At 76.0% G+C, this 10,965-nt stretch carries 12 protein-coding genes; 10 read left to right on the top strand and 2 right to left on the bottom strand.

Annotated features, from left to right (window positions below; all coding sequences use genetic code 11):
- Nucleotides 1-66 precede the first annotated feature (66 nt).
- Together FHX36_RS05325 and FHX36_RS05320 are read left to right on the top strand one after the other, a co-directional pair.
- Nucleotides 67-1,833, top strand: coding sequence for a serine/threonine-protein kinase (locus FHX36_RS05325; RefSeq protein WP_343056570.1), 1,767 nt, complete (start codon nt 67-69; stop codon nt 1,831-1,833).
- A gap of 50 nt (nt 1,834-1,883) precedes the next feature.
- Nucleotides 1,884-2,297, top strand: a complete 414-nt coding sequence (locus tag FHX36_RS05320; protein ID WP_110553875.1) for a GlcG/HbpS family heme-binding protein — start codon at nt 1,884-1,886, stop codon at nt 2,295-2,297.
- 27 nt (nt 2,298-2,324) lie between these two features.
- Here the strand turns inward: FHX36_RS05320 and FHX36_RS05315 are convergent, their stop codons facing one another.
- A complete protein-coding gene (locus tag FHX36_RS05315) occupies nt 2,325-2,960 on the bottom strand; it encodes a hypothetical protein (RefSeq protein WP_110553876.1) in 636 nt (211 codons plus the stop codon).
- Between the two features lie 128 nt (nt 2,961-3,088).
- Here FHX36_RS05315 and FHX36_RS05310 point away from each other — a divergent pair, with 128 nt between their 5' ends.
- The 4 genes from FHX36_RS05310 (at nt 3,089) to xerD (ending at nt 6,779) form a co-directional block, all read left to right on the top strand.
- On the top strand, nt 3,089-4,027 hold the full coding sequence (locus FHX36_RS05310; RefSeq protein WP_110553877.1) for a helix-turn-helix domain-containing protein: 939 nt from the start codon (nt 3,089-3,091) through the stop codon (nt 4,025-4,027).
- Nucleotides 4,024-4,563, top strand: coding sequence for a dihydrofolate reductase family protein (locus tag FHX36_RS05305; RefSeq protein WP_110553878.1), 540 nt, complete (start codon nt 4,024-4,026; stop codon nt 4,561-4,563). The genes FHX36_RS05310 and FHX36_RS05305 overlap by 4 nt, the downstream gene beginning before the upstream one ends.
- Before the next feature lie 150 nt (nt 4,564-4,713).
- Nucleotides 4,714-5,829, top strand: a complete 1,116-nt coding sequence (gene ald / locus FHX36_RS05300) for an alanine dehydrogenase (RefSeq protein WP_110553879.1) — start codon at nt 4,714-4,716, stop codon at nt 5,827-5,829.
- Nucleotides 5,830-5,864: 35 nt separating this feature from the next.
- Nucleotides 5,865-6,779 carry a site-specific tyrosine recombinase XerD gene (xerD, locus tag FHX36_RS05295; protein ID WP_110553880.1) on the top strand — a complete coding sequence of 305 codons (915 nt, stop codon included), beginning with the start codon at nt 5,865-5,867 and terminating at the stop codon, nt 6,777-6,779.
- Between the two features lies 1 nt (nt 6,780).
- Here xerD and FHX36_RS05290 read toward each other — a convergent pair whose 3' ends face one another.
- On the bottom strand, nt 6,781-7,515 hold the full coding sequence (locus FHX36_RS05290) for an arginase family protein (protein WP_183513559.1): 735 nt from the start codon (nt 7,513-7,515) through the stop codon (nt 6,781-6,783).
- Between the two features lie 162 nt (nt 7,516-7,677).
- On the opposite strand from FHX36_RS05290, the gene FHX36_RS05285 reads away from it, so the two are divergent.
- From FHX36_RS05285 to scpB, 4 genes are all read left to right on the top strand, one after another.
- A complete protein-coding gene (locus FHX36_RS05285; protein ID WP_110554200.1) occupies nt 7,678-8,598 on the top strand; it encodes a ParA family protein in 921 nt (306 codons plus the stop codon).
- Between the two features lie 73 nt (nt 8,599-8,671).
- Nucleotides 8,672-9,169 carry a hypothetical protein gene (locus FHX36_RS05280; protein WP_110554201.1) on the top strand — a complete coding sequence of 166 codons (498 nt, stop codon included), beginning with the start codon at nt 8,672-8,674 and terminating at the stop codon, nt 9,167-9,169.
- A 36-nt stretch (nt 9,170-9,205) separates the two neighbouring features.
- The gene (locus FHX36_RS05275; RefSeq protein ID WP_110554202.1) at nt 9,206-10,060 is read left to right on the top strand and encodes a segregation and condensation protein A; all 855 of its coding nucleotides are present in this window, start codon (nt 9,206-9,208) and stop codon (nt 10,058-10,060) included.
- Entirely contained in the window at nt 10,057-10,962 is a 906-nt protein-coding gene (gene scpB, locus FHX36_RS23795) for an SMC-Scp complex subunit ScpB (RefSeq protein ID WP_183513558.1), read from the top strand. Before FHX36_RS05275 ends, scpB begins: the two co-directional genes overlap by 4 nt.
- Nucleotides 10,963-10,965 lie beyond the last annotated feature (3 nt).

Here is a 10,965-nt window from a genome sequence, read left to right as displayed (position 1 = left end):
GAGACCGGTCAGTTCCGTACCGCTTCCTGGGGTGTGATCACCGGGTCGTCGGGGGATCCACGGACGGTGGGGGAGCACGCCGAACGGGTCCTGGGCAGCCGGTACGAGCTCGAGACGCTGATCGCCTGCGGCGGCATGGGCCAGGTCTGGCGGGGCCGGGACACGCTGCTCGGCCGCCCGGTCGCGATCAAGGTGCTGCGCAGCGAGTACAGCGAGGACCCGACGTTCCTCGCCCGCTTCCGCGCGGAGGCCACCCACGCCGCGGCGCTGAGCCACCCGAACATCGCCGCCGTCTACGACTACGGCGAGGTCCCGGCCGACGACGGCGGGGAGCACCTCGCCTACCTGGTGATGGAGCTGGTGGAGGGCGAGCCGCTGTCCACCCTCCTGCGCGAGGAGGGGCCGCTCAGCCCGGAGGACACGCTGGCGGTGCTGCGGCAGACCGCCGAGGCGCTCGCCGAGGCCCACCACGTCGGTCTGGTGCACCGGGACGTCAAGCCCAGCAACATCCTGGTCCGGCCGGACGAGCAGGTGAAGATCACCGACTTCGGCATCGCGTGGTCGGCCGGCAGCGTGCCGCTGACCCAGGCCGGGCAGGTGCTGGGCACCCCGCAGTACCTGTCGCCGGAGCTGGCGGTGGGCGGGTCGCCGAGCCCGGCCAGCGACGTCTACTCCCTCGGCCTGGTCGGCTACGAGTGCCTGACCGGGGAGCCGGCCTTCGCCGGGGACAACGCGGTGGCCGTCGCGCTCAAGCAGGTCAACGAGGAGCCCGCCCCGCTGCCCGAGGACCTGCCCCCCGGCGTCCGCGAGCTGGTCGACGTCGCGGTGGCGAAGGACCCGGACGAGCGGCTCCCCAACGGCGACGCCTTCGTGGCCGCCATCGACCGGGTGCAGGCGGGCCGGCCGCTGGACGACGTGGTGCCCAGCACCCAGGGCCTGCCGCTGGTCGCCCGCCCGCCCGCGGCGGCCACCGGTGCCCGGCCGAGCGGCCCTGCTCCGGCCTCGGGGCCCCGGCGGCGAGCGGTGCTGCTGGCGGCGGTGCTGGCGGTGCTCGCGGCCGGCTTCGTCGCCCTGGTGGGGCTGGTCGACCTGCCCGGTGGCGGAGCGGACCCGCCGACCGACGCGGCGCAGGCGGACGAGGTCGGGCAGGACGCGGCGATCGTGCTGGACGGCGCGGACTACGTCGGCCGGCCGGTCGACGAGGTCGCCCGCGAGCTCGCCGCGCTGGGGCTGTCGGTCCAGCAGCAGGCCGCGGCGGCGGGGAACGCCGCACCGGACGCCGTCACGCAGCTGTCCCCGCTGGGCGCCGCCCTGCAGCCCGGCGACGTGGTCACGGTCGTGTACGCCGCGGGTGAGGCCGCCGCGCCGGAGCAGGAGCCCGGCACCGGCGCGACCCAGGTCGGCTCGACGGAGCAGGGGCAGACCGGTGTGCCGCTCGACGCGGCGGTCGGCTCCGCACCCGGCGGGCCCGGGACGACGGCCGGCGGGGACGCCGCGGCGGTGACGCCGGCGCCGTCCGTGGAGCCCGCGCCGGCGCCCCGCACGGGAGCCACCGGCACTGGAGCCACCGGCACCGGGACCACCGACCCGGCGGCGACGGACGGTGCGGGCTCCGGTGCCATCGAGACCCCGGACCCGGGGGCGACGGACACCACCGCGCCCGAGGCCACCGACGGTGCACCGGTGGAGACGGTCACGCCGACCAGCCCGTCGGAGCCTGCGGACACCAGCGCCCCGACGTCCCCGACCACCGGTGCCGCGCCGAGCAGCGACCCGGCCGGCACGTCGACGGCCGCGGAGACCGACGCCGCGGCCGCCCCGACCGGCGGCTGAGCGGGCCGCCCGGTTTGCCAGCGGCACGCCGTCCGGGCGAAGGTGGCCGGGTGCTGACACACGACCAGGCCCTGTCCCTGCTCCAGGCCGCGCGCGAGGAGTCCACGTCGCTCGGCGTGCCGATGTCCTTCGCCGTCATGGACCCCGCCGGCCACCTCGTGGCGCTGGTCCGGATGGACGGCGCCCCGTGGATCTCCGCCGACGTCGCGCAGGGCAAGGCGTGGACCGCCGCGGCCTACGGGGCACCCAGCGCCGCGCAGAAGGCCAAGATGGAGCCGATGCCGAACTTCGCCTCGGCGGTCACCACGATGACCCACGGCCGGTTCACCCCGCAGACCGGCGCCGTCCCGGTGTACTCCGACGGCCAGCTGGTCGGCGCCCTCGGTGGCAGCGGCGGCACCGGCCAGCAGGACGAGGACGTCTGCGCCGCCGCCGTCGCCGCCTGCGGGTTCTCCGTCAGCTGACGGGAGCGCCGGCGACCGGGACCGCTCTCAGCTCACCCGCTCGTCGGGCTGCGGCACGCGGAGGCCCAGCCGCCTGAGCTCCAGCCCGGCCAGCGCGCGCAGCGCCGCCGGGTCGCCCGCCCGCCAGCCGGCCCCGGTGCCGGCCGGCAGGCGGGCCAGCTGGGGCAGCGGTGCGGTGGCCATGGCCCGCGCGGCCAGCAGCTCCAGGTCGGGCAGACCGTCCGCGCCGTAGCGCAACAGCCGGTCGGCCGCGGTCGCCTCGCGCGACCACCCGAGCCGCCACCGCAGCCAGCGCAGCAGCAGCCAGCCGACCGGCAGCACCACCAGGACGACGGCCAGCACGGTCGCCAGGGTCTGCACGGCGTCGGTCGCGCCCTCGCCGGCCCCGGTGACCGCGCCGCCCGCCTCACCCAGCGCGTCGAACGGGCTGGACAGCTCGTCGCCGACCAGCGGGACGTCCTCGGCCGCGCCTGCCGCGTTGCCCATGGTGTCCGAGATCGACCGGCCCAGGTCGGCCACCGCGCGGCCGGGCTCGGCGAGCACCAGCACCGCGCCGTGCACCACCCGGGCGACGAGCACCCACAGCACCGCCCAGGCCAGCAGGCCCAGGTCGGCGACCAGCTGCCGCGCGCGGTGGTCGGGGCGGTCGGCGTACAGGCGCATGGGGTAGCTCTCCGGAGGACGGGCGAGGGGGGGTCCCCGGCATGGTGCGTCACCGGGGCGCCCGGGGCGATCCGGACCGAGCAAGAACGGTCGGGCGCCGGCGCGGCCCGGCGCACGAGACTGGCCGCATGACACAGGACGTGCCCGCCGGCCGCGACCGGCTGCGCGAGCTGCTCGACGCGGTGCTGGACGAGGACAACCGGACGCTCACCGAGATGGCCGGCGACGCCTTCGCCTCACCGTGGCACTTCAGCCGGCAGGTGGCCCGCGGCGCGGGGGAGTCGCCGGTGGCGCTGCGCCGGCGGGTGGAGCTGGAGCGCGCGGCCTGGCAGCTGCAGGGCGGCCGCAGCGTGACCGAGGTGGCGTTCGCGGCCGGGTACGAGTCGGTCGAGGGCTTCAGCCGGGCGTTCAGCCGGGCCTACGGCCGCTCGCCGGGGACCGTGCCCGCCGGGCCGGGGCCGGCCACCCGGGACGCGCACTGGCTGCCGGCGCCCAACGGCGTCCACTTCCACCCGCCGACCTCGCTGTGGCTGACCGGCGAGCAGGGGCACCGGGGCGGCGACGAGGTGACCGCGCTGCTGGTGCACCACGCGCTGGAGGACACCCGCGCGCTGCTGGACCTCGCGAAGGGCCTGCCCGCCGACGAGTACCGGCGGCCCCGCGCGCCCGGGCTGCAGGTGCTCAGCTGGGACGGGCCCGAGGAGTCGCTGGCCGCCGTCCTGGAGCACCTGGTCTGGGCGGTCGAGGTCTGGCTGGCCTCGGTCGAGGGCGCCGACCACCCGGTGCGCGGCGCGGACGACCCGGCCGCGCTGATCGCCCGGCACGACGAGGCCGCGCCCCGCTGGCTGGCCTTCGTGCGCGACGTGTCCCGGCGCGGCGCCTGGAGCGACCGGCTGGTCGACGCGCTGTGCGACCCGCCGGAGACGTTCGTGGTGGGCAGCGTGGTCGCCCACGTGCTCACCTTCGGCGCGCACCGCCGGCAGCTGGCCCGGCACTGGCTGCGGGAGGCCGGCGTGCCGGTCGACCACGGAGACCCGATCGACTGGCTGAGCAGGAGGACCTCGTGAGCCGCACCGTCTACTACACCGGGACGTCGCTGGACGGCTTCATCGCCACCGTCGACCACTCGCTGGACTGGCTGGTCAGCCGGGACAACGACCCCGACGGCGCCATGGGCTACGACGGCTTCATCGCCGGCGTGGGCGCCGTCGCGATGGGCGCCACCACCTACACCTGGGTGCGCGACCACGACCCTGGCTGGGTGCCCGAGGGGCCGACCTGGGTCTTCACCCACCGCGACCTGCCGGCGCTGCCCGGCGCGGACCTCCGGTTCACCGCGGCGGACGTGGCGCAGGTGCACGCGGAGATGGTCGCGGCGGCCGGCGGCAAGGACGTCTACGTCGTCGGCGGCGGCGACCTGGCCGGCCAGTTCGCCGACCTCGGCCTGCTGGACGAGGTGGTGGTGGCGATCGCCCCGGTGACCCTCGGTGCGGGTGCGCCGCTGCTGCCGCGCCGGGTCGAGCTGGAGGTGCTCGAGTGCGCCCGCAACGGCGAGTTCGTCTGCGTCCGGTACGCCGTCCGGCGGACGCCGACCGCCGCCTGACCCCGCGACCTGCCGACGCCACCCGCACGAGACGTCCCCGACGCCCGGCATGCCTAGACTCCGCCCGAGGCGCGCCCCGACCGGGCCGCCCAGACGCGGTGGCACCACCGACACCCCGGTGGCGGGTCGCCGAGACGGGGAGTTCGAACGATGCGGGTCGGTGTCGCCCGAGAGGTCAAGAACCGCGAGTACCGGGTCGCCCTCACCCCCTCCGGGGTGACCGAGCTGGTCGCCGCCGGGCACGAGGTGCTGGTCGAGCACGACGCCGGGGTCGGCTCCTCGATCCCGGACGCCGACTTCACCGCGGCCGGCGCCCGGATCGTCCCCACCGCGGACGACGTCTGGGGCGCGGCGGACCTGCTGCTCAAGGTCAAGGAGCCGGTGGCCGAGGAGTACGGCCGGATGCGCGCCGGGCAGACGCTCTTCACCTACCTGCACCTGGCCGCCTCCCGCGAGTGCACCGACGCGCTGCTGGCCTCGGGCACCACCGCGGTCGCCTACGAGACGGTGCAGACCGACGGCGGCGCGCTGCCGCTGCTGGCCCCGATGTCCGAGGTCGCCGGCCGGATGGCCCCGCAGGTCGGCGCGCACACGCTGGAGCGGGCGTCGGGGGGCCGCGGCGTGCTGCTCGGCGGTGTCTCCGGCGTGCACGCGGCCAAGGTCGTCGTCCTGGGCGCCGGGGTCTCCGGGATGAACGCCGCGACGATCGCGCTCGGGATGCAGGCCCAGGTGACCGTGCTCGACCGCGACCTGGAGAAGCTGCGCGCGGCCGACCGGCTCTACCGCGGGCACCTGCAGACCGTCGCCTCCAACGCCCTGGAGGTGGAGCGGGCGGTGCTCGACGCCGACCTGGTGATCGGCGCCGTGCTGGTGCCCGGCGCCAAGGCCCCGACGCTGGTCAGCAACGAGCTGGTGAGCCGGATGAAGCCGGGCTCGGTGCTGGTGGACATCGCGGTCGACCAGGGCGGCTGCTTCGAGGACACCCGGCCGACGACGCACGACGACCCGACCTTCGGCGTCCACGAGTCGGTCTTCTACTGTGTGGCCAACATGCCCGGCGCGGTGCCGCACACCTCGACCTACGCGCTGACCAACGTGACGCTGCCCTACGTGCTCGCGCTGGCCACCAACGGCACGGCCGGTGCGCTGGCCGCCGACCCGGCGCTGGCCCGCGGGGTCAACGTCGCGGGCGGGCAGCTGGTGCACGCCGGTGTCGCCGACGCGCACGCGCTGCCCAGCGTCCCGTGGCAGGAGGTGCTGTCCTGACGGCTGTCACGAGTGCCGGACCCGCCGTCGAGCGGGTGGTTTCGGGCTACCTGGACCACCTGACCGTCGAGCGCGGCCTGGCCGCCAACACCATCGCCTCCTACCGCCGCGACCTGCGCCGGTACGCCGAGTTCCTCGCCGGGGCCGGTGTCGAGGGCATGGGCGAGGTGGGGGAGTCCGACGTCGCGGCGTTCCTGGTCGCGCTGCGCTCCGGGGACGACGACCACCCGCCGCTGTCGGCGACCTCGGCCGCGCGCGCGGTGGTCGCCGTGCGGGGGCTGCACCGCTTCGCGCTGCTCGACGGGCTGGTGGGCGACGACGTCGCGGCCGAGGTGAAGCCGCCGGCGCCCACCCGGCGGCTGCCCAAGGCGATCCCGGTCGAGCAGGTCGAGGCGCTCATCACCGCCGCCGGCTCGCTCGAGGGGCCGCGCGGGCTGCGCGACCGGGCGCTGCTGGAGCTGCTGTACGGCACCGGCGCGCGCATCTCCGAGGCGGTCGGGCTGGCCGTCGACGACCTGGACCTCGGCTCGGCCGCCGTGCGGCTGGCCGGCAAGGGCGGCAAGGAGCGCGTCGTCCCGGTGGGCAGCTACGCCGTCCGGGCGGTGGAGGAGTACTTGGTGCGGGCCCGCCCCGCGCTGGCGGAGAAGGGGCGGTCCGGGGTGCGCGGCGGGGCGCTGTTCCTCAACGCCCGCGGCGGGCCGCTGTCCCGGCAGAGCGCCTGGTCGATCCTGCGGGACGCCGCCGAGCGCGCCGGCATCGACGCCGAGCTGTCCCCGCACACCCTGCGGCACTCCTTCGCCACCCACCTGCTCGATGGCGGCGCCGACGTCCGCGTGGTGCAAGAGCTGCTGGGCCACGCGTCGGTGACGACGACGCAGGTCTACACGCTGGTCACCGTCGAGCGGCTGCGCGAGGTCTACGCCACCAGCCACCCGCGCGCGCTGCGCTGACTCACCCCGCGGCCGCCAGGAGACCGCGGACCAGGTCGGCGTGCTCGCGCCGGGCGGGGCTGCGGTGGTGCCAGGTCGCCGCCAGGCCGATCGCCGCCACCCGGCCGGTCGCCACCAGCGCGCGCACCGCGGCCAGCACGTCGGCGACCGCCACCCCGCCCGCGGCCGGGTAGAGCAGGTCGGGCAGCTCGGCGGGGCTGACGACGTCGACGTCCAGGTGCACGTAGAGATCGCCGCCGGGCACCACGCCGGGCAGGTCGGCGACGGACGTGCGGGTGACGGCCGAGTCGGCGAGCAGCGCGTGCTCGCCGGGGTCGGTGTCCCGGGCGTCGACCAGCACGACCCGGTCCTCGGCGACCGGGCGCAGCCCGAGCGCGGTGGGGAGGGCGAGGTCGCCGCGGCCGACGGCCAGCGCCAGCGGGAAGCCGCCGAGGTAGCCCGAGGTCGTGCTCGCGGCGGTGTGGAAGTCGGCGTGCGCGTCGAACCAGACCACCCCGACGTCCCGGCCGGACCGCTGCAGGGCGGCGAGCACGCCGAGGCTGGTCGTGCAGTCACCGGAGGCGACGACCACCGCGCCGTCGCCGACCTCGGCCGCCACCTGCTCGTAGAGCGCTGCCATCCGGGTCCACGGGTCGCCCGCCGGCAGCTCGGCGGTGATCTCGGCGTCGGCCGGCACGCCGAGGTCGAACCCGGCCAGGCGCTCGTCGAGGTGGAAGGGGACGCTCAGCAGCCGCATGCGGACATGGTGCCGTGCGGTGGTCACGGTCGGCGCAGACCCTGCCGATGAGGGATGCGGGAGAACGGGTCGGCGGCTTCCCCCCGCCGGTCGCACACGTCCACCCACCGGAACCGCACCCGGTCCCGGTCCGCTGAGCACCCCAGGGAAGAGGCACAGACGATGTCGACACGAGCCGAGGCGGCGGCCTCCGCCGTCGCGCTCCCGCGCGGAGGGGCCCCGGCGGGCGACGCCGAGATGGGCATCCCGACGAGCCGCGTCGACCCCGCCCGGGCTCGGCAGCGGAAGCTGCCCGACCCCAAGCCGATCACCCAGCACGGGCCGGCCCAGATCATCGCGATGTGCAACCAGAAGGGCGGCGTCGGCAAGACGACGTCCACCATCAACCTGGGCGCCGCGCTCGTCGAGCAGGGCCGCCGGGTCCTTCTGGTCGACCTGGACCCGCAGGGTGCGCTGTCGGTGGGGCTGGGCATCCCGTCGCAGCAGCTGGACCGCACGATCTACAACGCGCTGATGGAGCCGCGGACGACGCTCGCCGACGTCCGGGTGGCCACCAACATCCCGGGGCTGGACCTGGTGCCCAGCAACATCGACCTGTCCGCCGCCGAGGTGCAGCTGGTCAGCGAGGTCGCCCGCGAGCAGACCCTGATGCGGGTGCTCGCGCCGGTCCGCGACGACTACGACTACGTGCTCATCGACTGCCAGCCCTCGCTCGGGCTGCTGACGGTCAACGCGCTCACCGCCGCGCAGGGCGTCATCATCCCGCTGGAGTGCGAGTTCTTCTCGCTCCGCGGCGTCGCCCTGCTGGTGGACACGATCGACAAGGTCAAGGAGCGGCTCAACCCGTCCCTGGAGATCTCCGGGATCCTGGCCACCATGTACGACACCCGCACCGTGCACTGCCGCGAGGTCTTCAGCCGCGTCGTCGAGGCCTTCGGCGACACCGTCTTCCAGACCGTCATCAGCCGCACCGTGCGCTTCCCGGAGACGACCGTCGCCGGGCAGCCCATCACCCAGTGGGCTCCGACGTCGTCGGGCGCTGCGGCGTACCGCGACCTGGCCAAGGAGGTCCTGGCCCTGTGAGCGAGCTCGTGAGCTCACCGATGAGCAGAGCACCCCAGGTCACGTGGCCAACGAGCGCCGGCGAGGTGGCCGCGTGACCCGTCGTCCTGTGCTCCCGGGCGCTGCAGAGCTGTTCCGCCGGACCGACATCGCCGCGACCAACCCGGCACCCGTCACCGAGCTGCCGACCCTCGCCGCCGCGCAGGCCTCGCCGGCGCTGCGCTCCGCCGCCCAGCGGGACGCCGACGCGGCCAACCCGCCGCTGCAGCTGGTTCCGGACGTCGCCGGTGGTGCCCCGCGCATCGTCGTCGACGAGCTGGCTACGCACCGGCAGACGCTGCCGGCGGCCGCACCCAAGCCGGCCACCCGGGCCAAGGCGGAGAAGAACCGCACCCGGCACGAGGAGAAGATCACCGTCTACTGCTCGGCCGACGAGCTGCTGGCCCTGGAGACCGCGCGGCTCACCCTGCGCGGGCAGCACGGTGTCGCCGCCGACCGCGGCCGCATCGTGCGGGAGGCCATCGCCGTCCTGCTGGCCGACCTCGAGGTGCACGGCGAGGACTCGGTCCTCGTCCGCCGGCTGCGGAAGTAGCCGGGGGCCCTCCCGGGCCACATCTAGGCTGCTGCCGTGACGGCGGGGGAGGTCGACGGGCGGTTCACCGTCCGGCTGACCAACTTCGAGGGCCCGTTCGACCTGCTGCTGCAGCTGATCGGCAAGCACAAGCTCGACGTCACCGAGATCGCGCTGTCCACCGTCACCGACGAGTTCATCGCGCACCTGCGGGCCCTCGGTGACGAGCTGGACCTCGACCAGGCCAGCGAGTTCCTCGTGGTGGCCTCCACGCTGCTCGACCTCAAGGCCGCCCGGCTGCTGCCCGCCGCGGACGTCGAGGACGAGGACGACCTCGCCGTCCTGGAGGCCCGGGACCTGCTGTTCGCCCGGCTGCTGCAGTACCGCGCCTACAAGCGGGCGGCCGAGTTCCTCCGCCGGCGCGAGGCCGAGGCGGCCCGCCGGTTCCCGCGCGACGTCGCCCTCGAGCAGCGGTTCGCCGACCTGCTGCCCGAGGTGCTGCTCGGAGTGACCCCGGAGCAGTTCGCCGCGCTGGCGCACGAGGCGCTGACCCCCAAGCCGCCGCCGACGGTGAGCGTCTCGCACCTGCACGCGCCGGCGGTCAGCGTCACCGAGCAGCTGGTGCTGGTGCGCAGCCGGATCGCGGCGTCGGGGACGGCGACCTTCCGCTCGCTGAGCAGCGACTGCGCGCACACCCTGGAGGTGGTGGCCCGGTTCCTGGCGCTGCTGGAGCTGTACCGGCAGCAGCTGGTGACCTTCGACCAGGTGTCGCCGCTGGGGGAGCTGCACGTGCGGTGGACCGGGCCGCAGCTGGTCGGCGGCCGGCTGCCGGACGAGATCGCCGCCGACACCGCCGGCCCCACCGCCGACGCCACCGCCCACCTCTCCGCCGACCTGGAGGACTACACGTGAGCGACCCGGACGACACCCCGCCGGAGCCGCGCCCCTTCTCCTGGGACGCCGTCGCCGCGGAGGTCGCCGCCGGGCTCGAGGACGGCGACGTCGTCCCGGTGGAGGGGTGGGACGTCGTCGCCCGGCAGCTGGCCGCCGACCTCGGCGGGCCGGCGGACCTGCTGGGCCCCGCGGACCCGGCCGCCGCCGAGGAGGCGACCACGGTCGAGGAGGGGCCGGTGCTGGCGTTCGGCCGCGCCCCGGCGGCGCCCCCGGTCGAGCTGGAGGTCGTGCCCGAGCGCGAGGCGCCGGTGGAGGAGGCCGCGGCGCCGGTGGCCGGGGAGCCCGAGCAGGAGGAGCTGGACCTCGACCTGGACCCGCAGGCGCTGCGCGGCGGGCTGGAGGCGCTGCTGTTCGTGGTCGACGCCCCGGTGGACGAGGCGACGCTGGCGGCCGCGCTGCGCTGCCCGGTGCGCCGGGTGCGCGACGAGCTGGCGGCGCTCGCCGCCGGCTACGACGCCCGCCGGGCCGGCATCGTGCTGCGCCGGGTGGGGGAGGGATGGCGGCTCTACACCCGGGAGGAGCACGCGCCGGTCGTCGAGCGGCACCTGCTGGAGGGGCAGCGCAACCGGCTGACCCAGGCGGCGCTGGAGACCCTTGCGGTGATCGCCTACCGGCAGCCGGTGACCCGGGCGCGGGTGTCGGCGATCCGCGGGGTGGGGGTGGACGCCGTCGTGCGGACGCTCACCTCGCGAGGGCTGATCCGGGAGGCCGGCTCGGACCCCGACACCGGCGGTGGGCTCTACGTGACGACGCCGCTGTTCCTGGAGCGGCTCGGGCTGACCAGCCTGGACGAGCTGCCCGAGCTCGCCCCGCTGCTGCCGGACACCGGCTCGATGCTGGACGAGCACCCCGACTCCTGACCG

The organism is Modestobacter versicolor (assembly GCF_014195485.1).
In the GTDB taxonomy this organism is placed as follows: Bacteria; Actinomycetota; Actinomycetes; order Mycobacteriales; family Geodermatophilaceae; genus Modestobacter; species Modestobacter versicolor.
This window is presented reverse-complemented; position numbering and strand designations above follow the sequence as displayed.

Bases quoted from the DNA above. Each gene is read 5' to 3' on its own strand.
- FHX36_RS05315 (WP_110553876.1), bottom strand. From the start codon at position 2,960: ATGCGCCTGTACGCCGACCGCCCCGACCACCGCGCGCGGCAGCTGGTC.
- FHX36_RS05310 (WP_110553877.1), top strand. From the start codon at position 3,089: ATGACACAGGACGTGCCCGCCGGCCGCGACCGGCTGCGCGAGCTGCTC.
- ald (WP_110553879.1), top strand. From the start codon at position 4,714: ATGCGGGTCGGTGTCGCCCGAGAGGTCAAGAACCGCGAGTACCGGGTC.
- FHX36_RS05290 (WP_183513559.1), bottom strand. From the start codon at position 7,515: ATGCGGCTGCTGAGCGTCCCCTTCCACCTCGACGAGCGCCTGGCCGGG.
- FHX36_RS05285 (WP_110554200.1), top strand. From the start codon at position 7,678: ATGTCGACACGAGCCGAGGCGGCGGCCTCCGCCGTCGCGCTCCCGCGC.